We start from the raw sequence: 20,968 nt of genomic DNA, 5'->3' as shown, positions 1-20,968 counted from the left end.
CGCGGGAGAGTGGTCACCAGGTGGTCACCGGAGAGGGAGGACATGGACCCCATGGATCAGGCGACGGCACACACCTGGCTCGCCGCCGCCGTGAAGGAGGCCCGCGCCGGGCTCGCCGAGGGCGGCATTCCCATCGGCGCCGCCCTCTACGGCCCCGACGGCACCCTCCTCGGCCGCGGCCACAACCGGCGCGTCCAGGACGACGACCCCTCTATGCACGCGGAGACGGCCGCCTTCCGGGCGGCGGGACGGCAACGGACGTACCACGGGACGACGATGGTGACCACGCTCTCCCCGTGCTGGTACTGCTCCGGTCTGGTCCGCCAGTTCGGCATCTCGCGGGTCGTCGTCGGCGAGGCGGTCACCTTCCACGGCGGGCACGACTGGCTGGCGGATCATGGCGTGGAGATCGTGCTCCTGGACGACCCCGAGTGCGTCGGGATGATGCGCGAGTTCATCGGCAAGAACCCTGCTCTGTGGAACGAGGACATCGGTGCCTGAGCCCCGCCCCCAGCCCCGCCCCAACCCCCGCATCCCGACCATCGACCTGCGCCCCTGGCTGAACGGCGCCCCGGACGTCCGCGCCGGCATCGCCCGGACCGTGGACGAGGCCCTCCAGAGCGCCGGGTTCCTCCTGGTCACCGGGCACGGTGTGGACCCGTCGCTGCGTGCCCGCATCCGGGCGTCGGCCCGGGACTTCTTCGCGCTGCCCGCCGAGGCCAAGCAGCCGTACGCGGCGAAGGTCGGCGGGCGCGGCTGGCTGGGGCCGGGCGCGGAGGCCAACGGGTACTCGGAGGGGACCGAGACCCCGCCGGACCTGAAGGAGTCGCTGACGTTCGCGACGCACGAGCCGTTCGACGACCCGGTCGTCAACGCGGAGTGGTACGCGCCGAACGTCTGGCCGGCTCAGACGCCGGAGCTCCAGTCGCTGTGCGAGGAGTACCTGGCGCGGATGGCCGACCTGGAGAAGGAACTGCTGTCCCTCCTCGGCGAGGCGCTCGGCCTCGAACCCGACTTCTTCTCACGGCACATGGACCATCCGACGTACGGCTTCAACATCAACTGGTACCCGGGCACGGAGGTCGTCGGCGACCCGCAGCCGGGCCAGTTCCGCATCGGCCCGCACACCGACTTCGGGACGGTGACCATCCTCGACCGCCAGGCCGGCAAGGGCGGCCTCCAGGTGTACACGGACGAGGGCGGCTGGGAGGACGCGCCCTACGACCCGGACGCGTTCACCATCAACGTCGGTGACCTGTTGGCCCGTTGGACCGGTGACCGCTGGCGGTCGGGGCGCCACCGGGTACTTCCCCCGCCGTCCGACGCGCCCGCCGAGGAGCTGATGTCCCTCGTCTACTTCGGCGAGTGCACGCCGGGCACCCGCGTGGAGTCCGTCCCGGCGCCGGTGGGCCGGGTGGCGCACGAGCCCGTCGACTCCCACGTGTATCTGCGGGCGAAGCTGGACTCGATCACGGTGGACTGACAGCCGCCCTGAACTACACGCCCGCGTAGGAGTGCATGCCGCCGACGAAGATGTTCACGCCGTAGTAGTTGAACAGCCAGCAGGCGAACGCGATCAGGGCCAGGTAGGCGGCCTTGCGGCCCTTCCAGCCGGCCGTGGCGCGGGCGTGCAGGTAGCAGGCGTAGGCGACCCAGGTGATGAACGCCCAGGTCTCCTTGGGGTCCCAGCCCCAGTAGCGGCCCCAGGCGTCGCCCGCCCAGATCGCGCCCGCGATGATCGTGAACGTCCACAGCGGGAAGACGGCCGCGTTGACGCGGTAGGAGAACTTGTCCAGGGACGCGGAGGACGGCAGTCGCTCCAGGAAGGACGTGGCGAAGCTGCCGGGCGTGCCGCCGCCCGCCAGCTTGTTCTCGTACGAGTCCTTGAACAGGTAGAGGATCGTGCTGACGGCCGCGATGTAGAAGACCGCGCCGCAGAGGATCGCGGTCGAGACGTGGATGTACAGCCAGTACGAGTGGAGAGCGGGAACCAACTGGTCGCTGGCGGTGTACAAGACAGTGACGGCGATGCCGAGATCGAGGAGGACCGTCGTGATCAGGAACAGCCCGAGCCAGCGCACGTTCTTCCGCAGCGCGAGCAGCACCAGGTACACCCCGACGGCCACGGTGGAGAAGGTGATGTTGAACTCGTACATGTTGCCCCACGGCGCCCGCCCCACCGACAGAGCCCGTGCGAGCACCCCACCGGACGCGATGAGGAACGCGAGCACGGTGAGCGAGATGGCGATACGCCCGTAGAGGTCGCCCTGCTCGTTCCCGCCGTGCGCCCCGGGCCCGTCCGGCACGTCGCGCGCCCCGGCGGCGGCCCGTACGACGACCTTGGGCCGCTCCAGTACGGCGGTGCCGCCGGCGTTCTGCACGGTCACCGCCGGTGCCTTCGCGCCGCTCCCGGCCTTGGTGGTGAGTGCCGCCGCGGTACGGCCGATCTTGCTGCGGCTACCGAAGATCCATTCGGTGATGTACGCGAAGAAGGCCAGGGTGTAGACGGCCATCGCGGAGTAGATCAGCGTGTTGCTGAGGTTCGCGAGGTTTTCGTTGGTTGCGGCGGCCAGATCGGTTGCGGCGGCGAGAGTCACTTGGTCTCAGCCCCTTCGGCAGGTACGACTTCGGGGTCGGGGATGTCGGGGGTGGGGGTGTCGTCGGAGTCGGAGGCGTCGGACGGGTCTTCTGGGGCGGGGGCGCCCGGTGCCTGGTCGTACAGGATCCCGGCGAGGTCGCCGAGTTCCTGGGGCACCTTGGCGGACTCGCTGCGGCCGAGGCCCGCCATCTCGACGACGGTGACACCGTCGGCGCCCTCGACGGCCCGCACCCACACCCGGCGGCGCTGGATGAACAGGGAGGCGGCGAGACCGAAGATGGCGACCACGGCACCGCCGAGCGCCCAGCCGGCCCCGGGCTGCCGGGTGACCTGGAAGTTGGCCCACTCCTTGATCCCCTTGTCGAAGGTGACCGAGCCGGCGCCGTTCGGGAGTTCCATGGTCTCGCCGGGCCTCAGGTTCTTCCGCAGCTGCTGGCCCTTGGAGTCCTTGAACCCCTTCATGTTGGTCTTGTTGAGCTGGTACACGCTCTGCGGGATGCCCGCGTTGACACCGAGGTCGCCGTGGTACGCCTCCAGGTTCAGCACCGGGTTCGTCAGCGCCGGGAACTGCGAGACCACCGAGGTACCGCCGCCGTAGGTCGGCAGGAAGGCGGCCTGGAAACCGAGCTGGTCCTTCTGCCCCTTGGCGTCGCGGTAGCCGTCCATGACCTTGATCGCACCGGTGGAGGTGACGTTGGAGTCGAGCGGCAGCAGCGGTACGGCGTCATGGAAGACGACCTCGCCCTTGCCGTCGCGCACGGTGATGACGGGCGCGTAGCCGTGGGCGGTGAGGTAGACCTTCGAGTCGCCCACCCGCAGCGGCTCGTTGACCTTGACGGTGGTCTTCTGGTCCTTGCCGTAGGCGCCGATGCTGTAGTCGACGGTCGCCTGGTAGCGGCGCGGGGTGCCCCGGTTCGGGCCGGACGTCTCGTAGGTGCCGGTGAAGTCGTCCAGGGTGAAGCTGAAGGGGTCCAGGTCGTCCTGGCTGAACAGGGTGCCGGACTTGAAGTCGTCGTACTGCGTGAGGGTGTTGGAGAAGCCGTCGCCCTCGACGATCAGTTTGTTGCCCTCGGACTTGAAGAGCTGGCCCCAGGCGAAGGCGACCAGCATCACGACCAGCGCGATGTGGAAGGCGAGGTTGCCGAACTCCCGCAGATAGCCCTTCTCCGCGGCGACCGCGTCACCGGCGACGTGGGCGCGGAAGCGGCGCTTCTTCAGCAGGGCGAGCGCGGCTGCACGGATCTGCTCGGGCTCGGTCTCGGTGCGCCAGGTCGTGTAGGCGGGCAGCCGGGTCAGGCGCCGGGGCGCGCCGGGCGGGCGGCCGCGCAGTTGGCCCACGAACTGCCAGCTGCGGGGCACGATGCAGCCGATGAGGGAGATGAACAGCAGGATGTAGATCGCCGAGAACCACACCGAGCTGTAGACGTGGAAGAGACCGAGTTTGTCGTAGACCGGGCCGAGGATGGCGTGCTTCTGCTGGAAGGCGGCGACCTTCGTCTCGTCGGTCCCGCTCTGCGGGATCAGCGAGCCGGGGATCGCGCCGAGCGACAGCAGCAGGAGCAGCAGCAGCGCGACCCGCATGGAGGTGAGCTGTCGCCAGAACCATCGGGCCCAGCCGATGACGCCCATGGTGGGCAGGTTGGGGGCGTCCTCCTGGGGGGCGGTGGACAGTTGGGAGCCGGCTGCGCCCAGGTCCTGGTCGTCCGACCGCTCGGCGGCGGTGTCGGACGCTGTGTTCGGAGTCGTGCTCATCGTTCAGATCCCCACAGTGAAGCCGTTGGACCAGGTCTGCATCTCCTGCACGATGCTGTCCCACGCGCCGGTCAGCAGCAGCAGCCCGGTCGCGATCATCATGCCGCCGCCGATCCGCATGACCCAGACATAGTGGCGCTTGACCCAGCCGAAGGCCCCGAGGGCCTTGCGGAAGGCGACCGCGGCAAGCACGAACGGGATACCGAGACCGAGGCAGTACGCGACGGTCAGTATGGCCCCGCGGCCCGCGCTGCCCTGCTGGGAGGACAGGGTCAGTACGGAGGCGAGGGTCGGGCCGATGCACGGTGTCCAGCCGATCCCGAACAGCGCGCCGACCACGGGGGCGCCGATCAGTCCGGTGGAGGGCCGCTGGTGGAAGCGGAACTCCCGCTGGGTCATCCAGGGCATCAGCCCCATGAAGAAGACACCCATGAGGATCATGAACACGCCCAGCACCTTGGACGTGACGTCCTTGTGGTCCTGGAGCGTCTCGCCGAAGTAGCCGAACAGGGCCCCGCTGGAGACGAACACGGCGGTGAAGCCGAGGACGAACAGCGAGGAGCCCGCGACCATCCGCCCGCGCCGGGCCTCGGCCAGATCGGTGCCGGTGACGCCGGTGACGTACGAGAGATAGCCCGGGACGAGGGGCAGGACACACGGGGAGAAGAAGGAGACGATGCCGCCGAGCAGCGCGATGGGCAGGGCCACCAGCAGGGCGCCGTTGAGCACCGTGCCGTTGAGGCCGTCGGCGGCGAGCGTGGTGACCGCGGTCACGTCACTTCTCCGCGAGGACCGGCTTGAGCATGGCCCGCAGTTTCTCCTCGCTGAGCGCCTGCAGCGTGCGCGCGGCAATCTTGCCCTCGCGGTCGATGATCAGCGTCGAGGGAATGGCCTGCGGGTTGAGCGTGCCCTTCTCGAAGCGGAGCATCAGCTTGCCCGTCGGGTCGTAGAGACTCGGGTAGCTGACCTCGAACTCCTTCTCGAACGCCTTGGCCAGACTGACCTTGGCGTCGCGGGTGTTGATGCCGACGAACTGGACGCCCTGGTCCTTGACGTCCTTGTAGACCGTCTCGAAGTTCGTCGCCTCGGCACGGCAGGGTGGGCACCAGGAGCCCCACACATTGAGGACGACGACCTTGCCCTTGTAGTCGGCGACGTCCACCTGACCGCCGTCCACGGTCTTGCCGGACAGGTCGGGTACGTCGGCCCGCTCCCCCTTCGCGGCGGTGGAGATGCCGTTGGTCCCGGTGACGAAGTTGGTGTCGCCGCCACCGCCCGAGGTACCTCCCGAGCCGCACGCCGAGAGTGTCAGCGCGGCAGCCGCGGCACCGGCGGTGAGCAGGACGGCGCGGCTACGGATGCGGTTGGTGCGCTGCGCGGTGGACGAGTCTTTCGAGCGCAGGGGGGCGCGGTGGGCGGCACTCATGTGAAAAGTTTCGCATGCCCGTTCCGGGGATCTTGCGCACCCCCCTTGCGGGCGGAAACCCGCATTTCAGGCGGCTTGCCCGGATGCTGTCGAGCCGGTCGCGGGCGTCTCCTTCAGGAGCTCCTTCCAGCCACCGGCGGGCTCCTGGCCGACATCGAGCGAACGGAGCTTGTCCAGCACCTCGGGCTTCTGTACGTCCATCCAGTCCACGAACTGCCGGAAGGAGACCAGGCGTACGTCCTCGCCCTTCTCCTTCTCCCGCGCGATGTGCTTGAACGCCTCCTCGACGGCGTCCATGTAGATGCCGCCGTTCCACTGCTCGAAGTGGTTGCCGACGAAGAAGGGGGCGCGGTTTGTCTCGTATGCCCGCTTGAATCCCTGTATGTACGCCTGCGAGGACTGCTGCCGCCAGCCCGGGTAGTTGTGGGCGGGAGCCTTGGTCGAGTTGATCGACTGGTTCGCCAGCATGTTGTAGTCCATGGAGAGCACTTCGAAACCGCGTCCGGGGAAAGGTATCTGCTGCAACGGCAGGTCCCAGATCCCCCGCTGCTTCTGCGGCCACGTCTGCCGCCCGCCCGGCGAGGAGGCGTCGTAGCGCCAGCCGAGCTCACGGGCGGTGGTCAGCAGGTTGTTCTGGCCGAGCAGGCAGGGCGCCCGGCTGCCGATGAGTTCCTTGTCGTAGTCGAAGGGCAGCGCGGGCAGGTCGGTCCAGCCGGTGTTGGTCCGCCACTCCTTGACGAAGCCCTTCGCCTGGTCTATCTCGCTGCGCCACTGATCGGGCGACCAGTTGCCGACCGTGCCGTAGCCGGAGCAGAAGTGGCCGTTGAAGTGGGTGCCTATCTCGTGCCCTTCGAGCCAGGCGCGGCGGATGTTCGTCAGCGTCGCCTTGACGTGCTCGTCGGTGAGGTAGCCGATGTCGGAGGCGCCGCGGGGGTTGTTCGGCGGGTCGTAGAGACGTTTCTTCGACTCGGGGAGCAGATAGAGCCCCGACAGGAAGAAGGTCATGCTCGCGCCGTGCTCCTTGGCGAGGTCCAGGAAGCGGGGGAAGAGACCGTTGCCGACCTCGCCCGCGCCGTCCCAGGAGAAGACGACGAACTGCGGCGGGGTCTGGCCGGGCTCCAACGGCTCGGGTTTCGCGGGCTGGTGGGGCTGCTTGCCGGTGAAAGCGGTGGAGCCGTCGCCGAGGGGGCGGGCGGTGGGCTTGGGGCTGCTGCTGGGACGGCCGCTCCCGGAACCGCCGGGGTGGCTCGTTCCGTCTGAGGCCGTGAGGCTGCCGCAGCCTGCGAGTCCGGCGGCGGCCGCGACTCCGGCCCCGAGTCCGAGTGCTCCCCTGCGGGTGAGAGTGCGCATGGCATCCCCGTTCGTCGCGTTCTCTGGTGGTCACCCAGTCAGAGGAGGCGACGAACGGGGAGGTTCCTCCGGTGCTTACGGATTTCGTAACAGAGGCTGCGGGAAAGGGTTTACGCCGCGAAAACCTCGCGGGGTTCCGCGTTCACGCCCCGAAGGCCTTGCCCTTGCCCTTGACCGGCTTGGCGCCGGCGAGGAGGTGGGCGGGGACGAGGTCGCGGGCCGGCTCGGTGTAGCCGACAGAGACGATCTTGTCACCCCGGTAGGTGAAGGACGTCAGCGAGGCCAGCGTGCACTGCCGCTTGCGCGGATCGTGCCACAGCCGCCGCTTCTCGACGTACGACCGCACGATCCAGATCGGCAGCTGGTGACTGACGAGCACGGCCTCGTGCCCCCGCGCCCGGTCCTTCGCCGTGTCCAGCGCGCCCATCATGCGCACCACCTGGTCGACGTACGGCTCACCCCACGACGGCCGCAACGGGTTGACCAGGTGCTTCCAGTTCTCCGGCCGCCGCAGCGCCCCGTCGCCGACCCCGAAGGTCTTGCCCTGGAAGACGTTCTCGGCCTCGATGAGCCGCTCGTCGGTGGCGAGGTCCAGCCCGTGCGTCTTGGCGATCGGCGTGGCCGTCTCCTGCGCCCGCTCCAGCGGGGATGAGCAGACATAGGTGACATCGCGGGGGGCGAGATGCTCGGCGACCCGGTCGGCCATCTGCCGGCCGAGCTCGGAGAGGTGGTAGCCCGCGAGACGGCCGTAGAGGACACCGTCGGGGTTGGCGACCTCACCGTGCCGCATGACGTGGATGACGGTGACGTCGCCGCCGTTGCCGTTGTTGGCGTTCTCGCTCACGCGGTGGCCTCCGCAGCCGCTCGGGCCGCCGCCGGAAGGGCGTCGGCGATCCGCTGGATGGCCCGCTCGTCGTGGGCCGTGGAAACGAACCAGGACTCGAAGGACGACGGCGGCAGATAGACACCGTTCGCCAGCAGCGAGTGGAAGAAGGCGGTGAAGCGGTACGACTCCTGCGCCTTGGCGTCCTCGTAGTCGCGGACCGGGCGGTCCGTGAAGAAGACGGAGAACATGTTGGAGGCGTTCTGCACGGTGTGTGCGACACCTTCCTTGGCGAGCGCGTCCGAGACCAGCGCCTGGATCCGCGCCGACACGGCGTCGACCTTCTCGTATGCCGCGTCATCGAGGAGCCTGAGCTGCGCGAGGCCGGCGGCGGTGGCGATCGGGTTCCCGGAGAGGGTGCCGGCCTGGTAGACCGGGCCGGCGGGCGCGAGGTGCTCCATGACATCGGCGCGACCACCGAAGGCCGCGGCCGGGAACCCGCCGCCCATGACCTTGCCGAAGGTCATCAGGTCGGGCCGGACCCCGTCGATGCCGTACCACCCGCTCCGGCTGGTCCGGAAACCGGTCATGACCTCGTCGGAGACGTAGAGCGCGCCGTTCTCGGCACACGCGTCCTTCAGCCCCTGGTTGAAACCGGGCATCGGCGGCACGACGCCCATGTTGCCCGGGGACGCCTCGGTGATCAGGCAGGCGATCTCGCCGGGGTGGGCGCGGAAGGCGGCGTGCACGGCGTCGAGGTCGTTGTACGGCAGGACGATGGTGTCGCCGGCCTGGGCGCCCGTGACACCGGGGGTGTCGGGAAGCGCGAAGGTCGCCACGCCGCTGCCCGCCGCCGCGAGCAAGGAGTCGACGTGACCGTGGTAACACCCGGCGAACTTGATCACCTTGGAGCGCCGGGTGAACCCGCGGGCGAGCCGGATGGCCGACATGGTGGCCTCGGTGCCGCTGGACACCAGCCGCACCTGCTCCAGGGGGTCGATCCGGTCGACCATCGCCTCGGCGAGCGCGACCTCGCCCTCACCGGGGGTACCGAAGGAGGTCCCACGGGAGACGGCTTCCTGTACTGCGGCGATGACCTCGGGGTGCGCGTGCCCGAGGATCATGGGCCCCCAGGAGCAGACGAGGTCGACGTACTCCCGCCCGTCCGCGTCCGTCAGATACGGGCCGGTGCCGGACACCATGAACCGGGGCGTTCCGCCCACGGCACGGAAGGCGCGCACCGGGGAGTTCACCCCGCCCGGTGTGACGGCGGCCGCTCGGTCGAACAGGGCCTGCGAGGCAGGCACGTCGTATGCATAGGGATATTCGTTCATGACCTGCGACTTCTCCGACCTTCCCCGACTTCTCGGACACCGGCTGTCAGTGACCTCCTCAGGGTAGGCCAGCGGGGGCGGGCGACCGCGAGGCCGTCGCCCGCCCCCGACGATCTGCGAAACTGGCCCCTGACACACACAACTCATACGGCCCCGGCGTACGTATAGGTGTACGGAGGCTTGTTCAGGGGCTGCGAAGATCCTGCGGACAGGTGTTTCAACGCACGTTTCGTCAGGCGGCCGTGGGGGAGGTCACTGACACGATGATCGGGTTGCGCGGCGGGGGCCACGCCTCCTAGAAAAGCAGTCGGGTGGAGATATGCATCGCGGTGGCGGACTGGGCGAGGGGACCGACGACCTGGGTCCTCGACGTGCCCGAGGGGGAAGGCACCGACGCGAGGCGGAGGAATCGAACGAACCACGTCAAGGACACGTTGTACCGGGTGTACCGGGTGGACCGAACGAGTCCGAGCTGACCGACCGACGAGTCGAACGGCTCAGGGCGGGGAGCAGGAATGGTGGTCGGGTGGGGGTGACGTACAAGTACTTCGGCGCGCCGGACGGCGCGACCGCGGCCCGCGTCCCGATCTCGATGCGCCCCGAGGAACTCGGCGGCGACGAGCTCGGGATGAACGGCATGTTCACCAAGATCAAGCCGGAGACGATGGCGGCGATGGTCCTCACGGGCATCGAAGGCGTCCCCCTCAACAAGGTGCCCCCACTGGAACTCGTCGTCCTCCACCCCGACTACGCGGTGGTCAAGCTCCCCATGACGGTCGTCGATCCCCTGCGCGGCATCGGCGAGGAAGCGGTCGGCGCGGCGGCGTTCATCTGGTCGACGGTCCCGGACCGGGGCGGGCCGCGGGACGCGTTCAATGTGTACCAACTGCTGCATGAGTGGCAGGACTTCAGCCATCGGTTGCATGAGGCGGGGCATCAGCCTTATTGCCTGGTGTGGCCGTGAGCTGAGGCTTTGGTGGTAGTGGGCGGGGTCTTCGGGCCTCGCCCTTTTCAGTGCCGGAGAAGGGCCGTCAGGCGGCCAGGGCGGGTTGAGGACACAGTGGTTTCGCTGGGGGCGCTGGTGTGCCCTGAGCGGCGGACGGGCGGGCCGCTGCCGTCTTCCGCCTCGTCTTCCGCTTCCGTGAGGGCGTCGTCGCCTGAGCTTCCGGTGCCGGGTTTCATTGCAGGCGTGGTCGTTGACCGGGTATCGAGGCTGAGGCTCCGGCGGCTTTCCTGCCGCCCGTCCGTGATTCTTGTCGCTTCTTGATGGATGGCCTTGGTGTCGTCGGTGCGGCGGAAAACATGGGTGCTGGTGTGTGTCCGGTGATCTGCGAGAGTGCCGGGGCGGATATGTTCTCGAAGCAGTGCGCGGCGGTGCGATAATATGAAAAGAATGCAATAGGTGGGGGGTTGATTTTCGTCTCGTAGTGCATGAGCGGGGCAGCCGGCGGGTACTTCATCGGGGAAGGGCGGGGAGTTCCAGAGGGGAGGGCGTATGGAAACTCCTGATCGCGAAAAGGTGGCAACCAGGCTGCTCGCGGCTTCGGTCAAGCACTCGCTAGATCCCGATACGGAGATCGACTGGGGTGCACAATTGGTGGAGGGGGCATGGTTCCTGTCACCGGAACTTTGTTCGCTGTACGACACGCCGCTGTGGGACCGGATGTCACAAGAGCAGCAGATCGACCTGAGCCGGCACGAGGCAGCCTGCACGGCCTCCATCGGAATCTGGTTCGAGCTCGTCGGCATGCAGGCTTTGCTGCGGCACTGCACAGCCCTCGATCCCACCAGTGAGCACGTACGGTACGCCCTCACCGAAATCGAGGAGGAATGCCGCCACTCGAAAATGTTCGCGAGGGAGGTGCTCCGGCTCGAAACACCCACCTATCGGCCTGGGCGAGTGGATCATATTCTCGGGCACTTTCTTCCTGCACTGCCCTCTTCCTCCATCTTTATCGCGCTGCTGATAGCCGAAGAGGTAATGGACTGGATTCAGCGCCAGACGCTCCGGGACGAGCGAGTGCAGCCGCTGGTGCGTGATGTCATGCGCGTCCATGTCGTCGAGGAATCCAGGCACATCCGGTATGAACGCGAAGAGATGCGTCTCAGGATGAAGAGCGCATCCCGATGCGAAACGGAATTCACTCGATATGTGAGCGCCGTCGTTGCGGGCGTCGTCGCCCGATCGATGATCCGCCCCCAGGTGTATACCTCGGTAGGGATCGATCCGGCCGAGGCCATCGCCGCCGTCCGGGCCAGTGCACACAGGCGGGAGGTGCTGGTCCAGTCGGCGGAGAAGCTGACCACGTTCCTCGGGGACATCGGCCTGTTGTCAGGCCCGTGCCGCAGGCTGTGGCGTACCTCGGGCTTCCTCCGTTGATCTGCCCCCTGCCGAGGCACTGCGCATTTGTGATCCGGTCCAGGGTCAGCGTCCCAGCGGCGGCCGGTCCGTGACGCCGCGTTCATCGAGGACTGCGTCGAGACCCGTGCGGCGACGACTCCCGCTCCATGTCATATGGGGCAGGGCATCAGCGGCCCCCACGAGTTCGATCACGGTGAACGCGGGCGGCGCCGCAGCCGTACCCACACGGACACCGCCGATGAGCCCGCTTCACAGGCTCCGCCTAGGATGATCGCGATGACGAGCTCCGAGCAGCACCTTGGGTCACCGCCCGTGTGGCGGTGGCGGGCGCTGCTCGTGCTCGGGGTGTTGGCCGGGCTCCTGGCCATGCACGCCCTGGCTCCCGGCGGCGCCGGTCATGGACACGCCGCCACGCCGCACATGACGGCCGTCGCGGTCAGCGCTCATGACGACTGCGCCGGGGGCGGTGGGCACTGCGGCGGAGGGCACCTCCAGCACGCCGATCCGACGTGCGCTGCGGCCGCGGTGAGCGGTGCGCCGGTCCTGCCCGCCCTGCTTCCCGACCCGGTGGCCGTCCCCGTACGCGCCGACGCCGTCTGCCCGTATGCGGGTGAGGCCCCGGACAGCGCACGCGCGCCACCGTCTCTGGCGGAACTCCAACTCCTGCGGATCTAGACACCACGCGGCACCACGTCACCTGTACGGCGACGCGGTGCGCCTCGGCATGTCCAGATCCCTTTTCGCACGGCACAACAGGAGTTCCAGCATGCGCAACACCCGTACCCTGACCCGGCGCGCCGTCCTCACGGCCGCCTCCGTCACCGCCGCACTCGTCCTCGCCGCCTGCGGCAACGACAGCGGGAGCGGGAGCGGCGGTGACGCGGGCGGTGACAGCTCCGCGTCCTCGTCCGCGAGCGCCGGCGCCACCGCCGGTGCGCACAACGCCCAGGACGTGTCCTTCGCGCAGGGCATGATCCCTCACCACCGGCAGGCCCTGGAGATGGCGAAGCTCGCCGCCGACCGGGCCTCCTCCGCCAAGGTCAAGGACCTCGCCGCGCGCGTCGAGAAGGCGCAGGACCCGGAGATCAAGACCATGAGCGGCTGGCTGAGGTCCTGGGGCGAGGACGTCCCGACCTCGTCCGACAGCACGGCGGAGTCCATGCCCGGCATGGACCACTCGGGCGGATCCGCGATGCCCGGCATGATGGACGGCTCGGACATGGACGAACTGGAGAAGGCGTCCGGCGCGGACTTCGACACCATGTTCCTGACCATGATGATCGACCACCACAAGGGCGCCGTCGACATGGCCGGCACCGAGAAGAGCAAGGGCGAGTACGGTCCCGCCACGTCCATGGCCGACGACATCGTCACCGCGCAGACCGCCGAGATGACCGAGATGAACAAGCTCCTCGGCAAGAGCTGACGCGCAGAGGGGCGGGGGCCGGTGTGCGCGCCGGTCCCCCGCCCCCTCAGTGCTGATGCCCGTCGGCGGGCTCTTCCGTGGCCGTCGGCCCGCCGGACCGAACCGTGAACGCGGCGGTGTGGACGCGGCCTTCGTGCTTGAAGTCGAGGAAGAGGCGGTAGATGCCGCTGCTCGGCGCTGTGGCCGTGAACGAGATGTCCGGGCCGGGCTCGGTCACGCCGTCGCCGGGTTCGCCGCCCGGGTGGACGTGGAGGTAGGCGAGGTCGCCGGAGCGCAGGGCGACCAGGTGGCCGTAGGCGCCGAGGTAGGGCTGGAGATCGGTGACCGGCACGCCGTCGCGGGAGACCGTGAGTTTCAGTTCGCCGGCCGCGCCCGGGATCGGCTTTCCGGCCAGTTCGACCTCGTAGCCGTCGGTCCTGGCCGTGGCGTTGGGCGCCGGCAGCGGCTGCGCCTCGTACGGGCCTGACGCCGCGAGGTCCGCACCGAGGGTGAGGTTCTCGGCCCCCCGCCCCGCCGGGGTGAAGTCTGCGAAGACCCGGTAGCCGCCCGCCCGGGGCAGGTTGACGGGGGTGCTCCAGGTTCCGTCGGCGGCGCGGGTGGGGTGCAGGTGGCGGTAGGTGACCAGGTCGCGTGAGGCCAGGATGAGGTGGAGTTCCTTGTCGTGATCGCGCCGGTACGCGGTGACGGCGCGGCCGTTCCCGTCCCGGATGGCGAAGCGCAGATCGGCCTGCCGTCCTGACCTGACCCGAGGGGTCCTGAGGTCGAGGGTGTAACCGCCCTCGGTGACCTGAAGTCCGCCGACCGCCGAGGCCGATGCCCGCCCCGCGCGACCGCCGCCTTTCTCCGGTGTCGGTGATTCCCCGCTGTGGCCGTCGTGCGGGGACGCCGGCGCCTCGTTCGCGACGACGGGGTCGACGCCCCTGCCCACGCCGTAGGCGGTACCGAACGTCGCGGCGAGTGCGGCGGCGAACGCGGTGACCTTCAGACCAGCATGCATCAGTGCCTCCTGCGAACAGGGCCCTCGATCCGTGGGCGAGGGTCTCGATGCACTTCAAAATACCCCTGGGGGGTATAAAGTCAACCGCCTGCACTGGTTGCCCTGTATACCCTCCTGGGGTATACAGGGAGTCGGCGGATCAAGTACCCCCACCCCGTACCCCCACCCCGTATCCGTGCCGACGAACGTGATCGAACCGACCAGGAGGAAGCCCATGTCTTCGACCGGAGTCGCCGCCGAGGTGGAGCTCGCCATCGGAGGCATGACCTGCGCCTCGTGCGCGGCGCGTATCGAGAAGAAGCTCAACCGCATGGAAGGGGTGACCGCCACCGTCAACTACGCCACCGAGAAGGCCAAGGTCAGCTACGGCGGTGACGTCTCCGTACGCGACCTGATAGGCACCGTCGAGGCGACCGGGTACACCGCGCGGGAGCCCGCCCCCGTACGCGTCCCGGCCGAGAGCGGCGACGGCGACACGGTGGACGCGGACGACGAACTGCGGCCGCTGCGGGAGCGGTTGGTCACCGCGGTGGTGCTGGCGGTCCCGGTCGTCGCGATGGCGATGGTCCCGGCGCTGCAGTTCGAGTACTGGCAGTGGCTGTCCCTGACCCTTGCCGCACCCGTGGTGACGTACGCGGCATGGCCCTTCCACAAGGCGGCGTTCACCAACGCGCGGCACGGCGCGGCCACCATGGACACGCTGATCTCGGTCGGCACGTTGGCCGCGTTCCTGTGGTCGTTGTGGGCGCTGTTCTTCGGGACCGCGGGCATGCCCGGCATGACGCACCCCTTCGAACTGACCATCGCCCGCAGCGACGGCGCCGGGAACATCTACCTGGAGGCCGCCGCCGGCGTGACCGCCTTCATCCTGGCCGGGCGCTACTTCGAGGCACGCTCCAAGCGCACGGCGGGCGCGGCCCTGAAGGCGCTGCTGGAGCTCGGCGCGAAGGACGTCACCCTGCTGCGCGCCGACGGAAGCGAACAGACCGTCCCCACCTCCGAGTTGAAGGCCGGCGACCGCTTCCTGGTCCGCCCCGGCGAGAAGATCGCCACCGACGGGACAGTCGTCGAGGGCTCCTCCGCCGTCGACGCCTCCATGCTCACCGGCGAGTCCGTCCCCGTCGAGGTGGCGCCCGGCGACGCGGTCACCGGTGCCACGCTCAACGCCGGTGGCCGCCTCGTCGTCGAGGCCACCCGGGTCGGTGCCGACACCCAACTCGCCCGGATGGCCAGGCTGGTCGAGGACGCACAGAACGGGAAGGCCGCAGCTCAACGGCTCGCGGACCGGATCTCCGGGGGCTTCGTACCGATCGTGATCGCCCTCGCGCTGGGCACCCTCGGCTTCTGGCTCGGCAACGGCGCCGGGCTGACGGCCGCCTTCACCGCCGCCGTCGCCGTACTGATCATCGCCTGCCCGTGCGCCCTCGGCCTGGCCACACCGACCGCGCTCATGGTCGGCACCGGACGCGGCGCCCAACTCGGCATCCTCATCAAGGGCCCGGAGGTCCTGGAGTCAACCCGCGAGGTCGACACCATCGTCCTCGACAAGACCGGCACCGTCACCACGGGCCATATGACCCTGCTGGCCGTGCACACCGCGGACGGCACCGACGAGGCCGAAGTGCTGCGGCTGGCCGGTGCGTTGGAGCACGCCTCCGAGCACCCGATCGCCCGCGCCGTGGCCCAGGGGGCACTGGAGAAGACGGGCTCGCTGCCCGCCCCCGAGGACTTCGCGAACGTCCCCGGTCTCGGTGTGCGGGGCATCGTCGACGGCCATGCGGTCCTGGTGGGCCGGGAGCGGCTGCTGGCCGACTGGGCGATGGAGCTTCCGGCGGGGCTGTCCGCTGCCAGGACGGCGTCCGAGGCAGCCGGTCGTACGGCCATCGCGGTCGCCTGGGACGGTGAGGCACGAGCGGTGCTCGAAGTCGCCGACGCGGTGAAGGAGACCAGTGCGGAAGCGATCACCCGGTTGCGGGCCCTCGGGCTGAGGCCGATCCTGCTGACCGGCGACAACCGGGCCGTGGCCGAGTCCGTCGCCCGCGAGGTCGGCATCGCACCCGAGGACGTCATCGCCGAGGTGCTGCCCGAGGAGAAGGCCGGCATCGTCAAGCGCCTCCAGGACGAGGGCCGTTCGGTCGCCATGGTCGGCGACGGCGTCAACGACGCGGCCGCCCTCGCCCAGGCCGATCTGGGACTGGCCATGGGCACCGGCACGGACGCCGCGATCGAGGCCGGCGACCTGACCCTCGTACGGGGCGACCTGCGTGCCGCGGCGGATGCCATCCGCCTCGCCCGCAAGACCCTCGGTACCATCCGCTCCAACCTCTTCTGGGCCTTCGCCTACAACGTGGCCGCGCTCCCGCTCGCCGCGGCCGGCCTGCTCAACCCGATGATCGCCGGAGCCGCCATGGCCTTCTCCTCGGTCTTCGTGGTCGGCAACTCCCTGCGACTTCGCTCCTTCCAGGCCACCCGCTGAACCCATAGGAAACGGAGACGACGTACATGAACCACAGCGATCACCACACCGACACCCCGCACGACCAGGACGCCGACGGTCATCACCACCACGATCACGCCTCCCACGCCGATCAAGCGGGCCACGCGGGTGTCTCCTGGGCCATGGCCATGAAGGCGACACTGCACTGCCTGACCGGGTGCGCGATCGGCGAGATCCTCGGCATGGTCATCGGTACCGCCCTCGGCTGGGGCAATGTGCCGACCATGGTCGTCGCGATCGTCCTCGCGTTCCTGTTCGGCTACTCCTTCACCCTGTTCGCGGTACGCAGGGCCGGGCTGGACCTCAGGTCCGCCGTCAAGGTGGCCCTGGCCGCCGACACCGTCTCCATCGCCGTGATGGAGCTGGTCGACAACGCCATCGTCGCCCTCACCCCGGGCGCGATGGAGGCCCAGCTGTCGGACGGCCTGTTCTGGTCGGCCCTCCTCGGCGGCTTCGCGATCGCCTTCCTGATCACCACCCCCGTGAACAGGTGGATGATCGGCCGCGGCAAGGGCCACGCCGTCGTCCACGCCTACCACTGACAGCCCGGCCATGGCGCGTACCACTGACAGCCGGCCACGGCGCGCCCGTGCCGTTACCGCAGCGGCGCCGTGTCCAGCAGTTCGCCGGCCATCCGTGCCGCGGGCGCCTCGGTCTGTTCGGCGACGCGGCGGAAGGTTTCCTGGGCGGGGCGGGCCGGCCATTCGGCGGGCAGGTGGCGGGCCGGGAGCCGGGGGTCCGTGCGGATGGTCCAGAGCCATTCGCTGACCAGCCGCAGCCGGGTCCCGATCGGGTCGTCCCCGGACCCGGCGTTCAGATGGGCGGTCCAGCGCTTGTCGAAGGAGACGTAGCGGGCGGCGATGGACTCCAGGTCCCAGGTGTCGCGGATCATCAGCCCGATGTCGGTGGCCTCGTCGGCCTGGGCGTGGAAGATCTTGACGTGGGCGGCGAGGCCGAGTTCCGCGACGATGCCGGCGACGTCGACCCTCCCTGGCGCGACCCACAGCCCGCTGTACAGCGCGCCGAATCCGGACCACGCGAGCTGTGAGCGCAGGTCGTGGCGCTGGCGCTGCCAGGACTCGGGCAGCGAGAAGCCCAGCAGCGTCCAGGCCCCGTCCCAGTCGTCGTTGACCGCGCCCTTCTGCCAGATACGGATCCGGCCGTCCTCCAGGACGCGCGTCGCCTGCGCGGTCAGGCCGAAGTACATCCTGCGGCCCTCCCGCTGACGCCGCAGCAGGCCCCGGTTGACCATGCGGGTCAGCGTGGACCGTACGGCCTGTTCGCCGACGCCGACGCGGCCGAGCACGTCGATGATGCTGCCCGAGTAGACACCGAGGGCGCCCGCGTCCAGGACGTGGTTGCCGAAGAAGGCCAGCATCAGCGACTGCGGGCGCGGCTGCGGGCCGCCCGAAGGGTCGCTGCCCGAGATGTCGTCGTCCTCCACGCTGGCAAGACTACGACCGCCCGCTTTCGGTGCGGCGGGCGGTCGTGCCGCGTCAGCGGTGGTCGGCCGGGTGGGCAAGGTCGTACGGCCGCGGGTACGGGGCGGGACGGTAGGCGACGTAGCGGGCGGGGGAGGTCGGGTCGGCCGCGGCGGCCCTGGTGTTGAGGGACCCCGGGTCGGTGCCGTGCCAGCCGCCGGTGGTGACGCGGTCCTCCAGGGTGTGCAGGGCGGCGAGTTGCTCGGCGGGGCTGAAGGTGCAGTGCCCGGCGTTGTCGACGTACGCCTGTCGCAGCAGGGGTGCGGAACCGGCGGCGGTGACGGCGCGGCGCAGGGCGCTCTCGGTCTGGACGGGGACCAGTGCGTCACCGGTGGTGTGGATGTCGATCTGCGGTGTGGTGAGCCGGCCGGTGAAGGAACTCGTCCGGCTCATCCACGCGACGGCGGCCGGGTCGGCGCTGATGCGTGGGGCGCGGTTGAGGGTGGCGAGGTCGGCGCGCAGGGAGAGGCCGGCCTTCTTGTACAGCTCGGTGACCTCCTTGTGGACGGAGGAGCGGCCGAGCATCGCCGCGTAGTCGACGCCGGTGTTCCAGGACATGTTGCCGCCCGCGCGGCTCTCGGCCTCCTGCCGCCAGGTGAGGGCGGCGGTCTGCAGCAGGCCCTTCACGGCCGGGTACTGGTTGGCCTGCTGCGCGTCCCAGTCGGTCGCGGCGGGCCGGGACTGTGTGGGCGCGTTCCAGCCCGGGATGTTGTGCAGGGCGGCGGCGAGGGCGATACGGGCCCGCCCGGCGGCCGTGGACTGGGCCGAGTCGACCGCCTCCGTCAGCGCCTTCGCCGCGTTGGCGGCGGTCGCCTGGTCGGGCAGGCCGGTCAGCGGGATGTCCTTGCCGGGCGCGAGGAGCGTCTTCAGGGCGAAGACCGGGTCGAGGGTGTTGTTCCAGTTGGCGACGCCGCCGTGGACGAGGCCGCAGATGGACATGGAGCCGTCGATGCGGTCGGCGTGGCGCTCGGCGATCGCGGTGGTGACGAGCCCGCCGTACGACTGGCCCCAGGCGAGGGTGCGCCGGGCCGTGCCGAAGCGGGCGGTGAAGGCGGAGAGGGTGGCGAGCTGGTCGGGCACCGCGTCCGTCACCGCCCAGCCGGTGCGGGCGTACGAGGAGCCGACAAGTGCGTAGCCCTGCTGGAGCAGGAGGGCCTTGGTGGCGTCGTCCGGGGCGTTCCGGGCGGGGTTGGCCGGGCCGGGTGTGTAGCCGTGGCTGAAGAGCAGGACGGTGCCGTTCCAGTCGGCGGGGACGTCCATCAAGTACGCGGCGCCCGAGGGGAGTTGGCCCTCGATGTGCTGCGCGGGCCCGGCGGCCGTGGCCTGCGCCGCGGAGGCGGGCAGGGCGGTGACGGCCAGCAGGAGGGCCGCGGCGCAGGCGGTGCGACGCGCCGTGCGGTCATGGGTGCGGCCACTGAGGCGGGTACGGGTGCGGGTACGAAGGAGACGGGTGCGGGTGCGGGTGCGCGTCGTCATGCGGGGATCTCCTCCGTGTGGGGGGTGGTGGAGTGTTCGGTGGTGTCGGTGAGCGACGCCCCGCTGGTCTCCCGCAGGAACACGACGGTCACGGCGGTGACGACGGCGCCCCCGCACAGCAGCAGGGCGACAGGGGTGCTGGAGCCGCCGTTCCCGGCCACCAGGCTGCCGGCGATCATCGGGGAGAAGCCGGCGCCGATGAGGGTGGCGCCCTGGTAGCCGAGGGAGGCGCCCGTGTAGCGGACCCGGGTGCCGAACATCTCGGTGAGCAGGGCGCCCAGCGGGCCGTACATCGTGGACTGGGCGATGCCGTGCCCGAGGACGACGGCGAGGATCAGCAGTCCGGGCGACTTCGAGTCGACCAGCGCGAGGACGGGGAAGGCGAGCGCCGCCGAGGCGAGGGCTCCGGCGAGGACGACCGGGCGGCGGCCGATCCGGTCGGAGAGCGCGGACGCGCAGGGCAGCACGACCAGGGCGACGCAGGCGGAGACCGTGAGCGCGGTGAGCACCTGCGGGCGGGCGTAGCCGATGCCGGTGGCGTACGCGATGAGGTAACTGGTCAGCAGCGACTGGGCGGTGAAGGCGCCGATGCCGACGCAGCAGGCCAGCACCAGGGGGCGCGGGCGGCGCAGTACGTCGAGGATCGGCAGCCGTGACTCGGCGTTGTCCTTCTTCACCTCGGCGAAGAGCGGGCTTTCGACGACCTGGAGCCGGACGAAGAGGCCGACGCCGAGCAGCACCACGCTCAGCAGGAACGGCACCCGCCATCCCCAGGCCGCGAACTCGTCCTTGGGGAGGGCGACGACGAGCGTGACGACGGCGGTGGACAACAGGGAGCCGAGCGGGGCTCCCATCTGCGTGAAGCTGGACCACAGTCCGCGCCGCCGCTCACCCGCGTGCTCGACGACCATCAGGGTGGCGCCGCCCCACTCGCCGCCGATGGCGATGCCCTGCACGACCCGCAGGGCGATCAGCAGGACCGGCGCCCAGACACCGATGGTGTCGTACGTGGGCAGCAGACCGACGAGGAAACTCGCGCCGCCCATCAGGCCCATGGTGAGCAGCAGCATCGACTTGCGGCCGAGCCGGTCGCCGAAGTGACCGAAGAGGATGCCGCCGAGCGGGCGGGCGACATAGCCGGCGGCGAAGGTGCCGAACGCGGCGATCGTGCCGACGGCGGGGTCGGCACCGGGGAAGAACAGCTCGCCGAAGACGAGGGCGGCGACGGTTCCGTAGACCAGGAAGTCGTAGAACTCGACGGCGGTGCCGAGCAGTCCGGACAAGGCGACTCGGCGGAGCTGGCGGGCGCGTTCGGGGGACGGGGGCGCGGGCGGTGATGCGATGGGGGACGGGGACATCGCGGTCTCCCTTGAGCGGGGGAAGGACACCGTGAAGTTAGGCTCTTGAGTCACCTCCGTCAATAAAGTGCACAACATTGGACCGCG

Annotated in this window: 19 protein-coding genes; 8 read left to right on the top strand and 11 right to left on the bottom strand. The window is 69.8% G+C overall.

The window, feature by feature from the left end:
* Nucleotides 1-42: 42 nt before the first annotated feature.
* Nucleotides 43-501, top strand: coding sequence for a nucleoside deaminase (locus AB0H86_RS37145; protein WP_362449274.1), 459 nt, complete (start codon nucleotides 43-45; stop codon nucleotides 499-501).
* Nucleotides 494-1,483 carry a 2-oxoglutarate and iron-dependent oxygenase domain-containing protein gene (locus AB0H86_RS37140; RefSeq protein WP_362449272.1) on the top strand — a complete coding sequence of 330 codons (990 nt, stop codon included), beginning with the start codon at nucleotides 494-496 and terminating at the stop codon, nucleotides 1,481-1,483. Before AB0H86_RS37145 ends, AB0H86_RS37140 begins: the two co-directional genes overlap by 8 nt.
* Nucleotides 1,484-1,496: 13 nt before the next feature.
* Here the strand turns inward: AB0H86_RS37140 and ccsB are convergent, their stop codons facing one another.
* The 7 genes from ccsB to hemL all read right to left on the bottom strand — a co-directional run bounded on the left by ccsB (nucleotide 1,497) and on the right by hemL (nucleotide 9,284).
* Nucleotides 1,497-2,597: a c-type cytochrome biogenesis protein CcsB gene (ccsB, locus tag AB0H86_RS37135; RefSeq protein ID WP_362449271.1), complete on the bottom strand. Its 1,101-nt coding sequence runs from the start codon at nucleotides 2,595-2,597 to the stop codon at nucleotides 1,497-1,499.
* The gene (locus AB0H86_RS37130) at nucleotides 2,594-4,351 is read right to left on the bottom strand and encodes a cytochrome c biogenesis protein ResB (protein ID WP_362449269.1); all 1,758 of its coding nucleotides are present in this window, start codon (nucleotides 4,349-4,351) and stop codon (nucleotides 2,594-2,596) included. The genes ccsB and AB0H86_RS37130 overlap by 4 nt, the downstream gene beginning before the upstream one ends.
* A gap of 3 nt (nucleotides 4,352-4,354) precedes the next feature.
* A complete protein-coding gene (locus tag AB0H86_RS37125; protein ID WP_362449267.1) occupies nucleotides 4,355-5,125 on the bottom strand; it encodes a cytochrome c biogenesis protein CcdA in 771 nt (256 codons plus the stop codon).
* Nucleotide 5,126: 1 nt separating this feature from the next.
* A complete protein-coding gene (locus tag AB0H86_RS37120) occupies nucleotides 5,127-5,777 on the bottom strand; it encodes a TlpA disulfide reductase family protein (RefSeq protein ID WP_362449265.1) in 651 nt (216 codons plus the stop codon).
* Nucleotides 5,778-5,843: 66 nt separating this feature from the next.
* The gene (locus tag AB0H86_RS37115; protein ID WP_362449263.1) at nucleotides 5,844-7,127 is read right to left on the bottom strand and encodes a hypothetical protein; all 1,284 of its coding nucleotides are present in this window, start codon (nucleotides 7,125-7,127) and stop codon (nucleotides 5,844-5,846) included.
* Nucleotides 7,128-7,269: 142 nt separating this feature from the next.
* On the bottom strand, nucleotides 7,270-7,917 hold the full coding sequence (locus AB0H86_RS37110) for a histidine phosphatase family protein (RefSeq protein ID WP_362449385.1): 648 nt from the start codon (nucleotides 7,915-7,917) through the stop codon (nucleotides 7,270-7,272).
* 50 nt (nucleotides 7,918-7,967) lie between these two features.
* Nucleotides 7,968-9,284, bottom strand: a complete 1,317-nt coding sequence (gene hemL / locus AB0H86_RS37105; protein ID WP_362449261.1) for a glutamate-1-semialdehyde 2,1-aminomutase — start codon at nucleotides 9,282-9,284, stop codon at nucleotides 7,968-7,970.
* Nucleotides 9,285-9,603: 319 nt separating this feature from the next.
* Here hemL and AB0H86_RS37100 point away from each other — a divergent pair, with 319 nt between their 5' ends.
* The 4 genes from AB0H86_RS37100 (at nucleotide 9,604) to AB0H86_RS37085 (ending at nucleotide 13,072) form a co-directional block, all read left to right on the top strand.
* Complete coding sequence (locus tag AB0H86_RS37100; RefSeq protein WP_362449259.1) at nucleotides 9,604-10,248, top strand: hypothetical protein; 645 nt, start codon at nucleotides 9,604-9,606, stop codon at nucleotides 10,246-10,248.
* A gap of 531 nt (nucleotides 10,249-10,779) precedes the next feature.
* Complete coding sequence (locus AB0H86_RS37095; RefSeq protein WP_362449257.1) at nucleotides 10,780-11,664, top strand: diiron oxygenase; 885 nt, start codon at nucleotides 10,780-10,782, stop codon at nucleotides 11,662-11,664.
* A 258-nt stretch (nucleotides 11,665-11,922) separates the two neighbouring features.
* Nucleotides 11,923-12,321, top strand: coding sequence for a DUF6153 family protein (locus tag AB0H86_RS37090; RefSeq protein WP_362449255.1), 399 nt, complete (start codon nucleotides 11,923-11,925; stop codon nucleotides 12,319-12,321).
* A gap of 91 nt (nucleotides 12,322-12,412) precedes the next feature.
* A complete protein-coding gene (locus tag AB0H86_RS37085; RefSeq protein WP_362449253.1) occupies nucleotides 12,413-13,072 on the top strand; it encodes a DUF305 domain-containing protein in 660 nt (219 codons plus the stop codon).
* A 46-nt stretch (nucleotides 13,073-13,118) separates the two neighbouring features.
* On the opposite strand, the gene AB0H86_RS37080 is transcribed toward AB0H86_RS37085, so the two are convergent.
* Complete coding sequence (locus AB0H86_RS37080; protein ID WP_362449251.1) at nucleotides 13,119-14,069, bottom strand: hypothetical protein; 951 nt, start codon at nucleotides 14,067-14,069, stop codon at nucleotides 13,119-13,121.
* Between the two features lie 214 nt (nucleotides 14,070-14,283).
* On the opposite strand from AB0H86_RS37080, the gene AB0H86_RS37075 reads away from it, so the two are divergent.
* Both AB0H86_RS37075 and AB0H86_RS37070 read left to right on the top strand, forming a co-directional pair.
* Nucleotides 14,284-16,545: a heavy metal translocating P-type ATPase gene (locus AB0H86_RS37075; RefSeq protein ID WP_362449249.1), complete on the top strand. Its 2,262-nt coding sequence runs from the start codon at nucleotides 14,284-14,286 to the stop codon at nucleotides 16,543-16,545.
* Nucleotides 16,546-16,571: 26 nt separating this feature from the next.
* Nucleotides 16,572-17,108 carry a DUF4396 domain-containing protein gene (locus AB0H86_RS37070; protein ID WP_362449247.1) on the top strand — a complete coding sequence of 179 codons (537 nt, stop codon included), beginning with the start codon at nucleotides 16,572-16,574 and terminating at the stop codon, nucleotides 17,106-17,108.
* 53 nt (nucleotides 17,109-17,161) lie between these two features.
* Here AB0H86_RS37070 and AB0H86_RS37065 read toward each other — a convergent pair whose 3' ends face one another.
* From AB0H86_RS37065 to AB0H86_RS37055, 3 genes are read right to left on the bottom strand one after another with little or no spacing between them, the layout of a single operon-like run.
* Entirely contained in the window at nucleotides 17,162-18,010 is an 849-nt protein-coding gene (locus AB0H86_RS37065) for a PaaX family transcriptional regulator C-terminal domain-containing protein (protein ID WP_362449245.1), read from the bottom strand.
* A 52-nt stretch (nucleotides 18,011-18,062) separates the two neighbouring features.
* Entirely contained in the window at nucleotides 18,063-19,523 is a 1,461-nt protein-coding gene (locus AB0H86_RS37060) for a hypothetical protein (protein ID WP_362449243.1), read from the bottom strand.
* Entirely contained in the window at nucleotides 19,520-20,881 is a 1,362-nt protein-coding gene (locus AB0H86_RS37055; protein ID WP_362449241.1) for an MFS transporter, read from the bottom strand. Before AB0H86_RS37055 ends, AB0H86_RS37060 begins: the two co-directional genes overlap by 4 nt.
* Nucleotides 20,882-20,968: the final 87 nt, after the last annotated feature.

The organism is Streptomyces sp. NPDC050997 (genome assembly GCF_040660135.1).
Taxonomy (GTDB): Bacteria; Actinomycetota; Actinomycetes; order Streptomycetales; family Streptomycetaceae; genus Streptomyces.
This window is presented reverse-complemented; position numbering and strand designations above follow the sequence as displayed.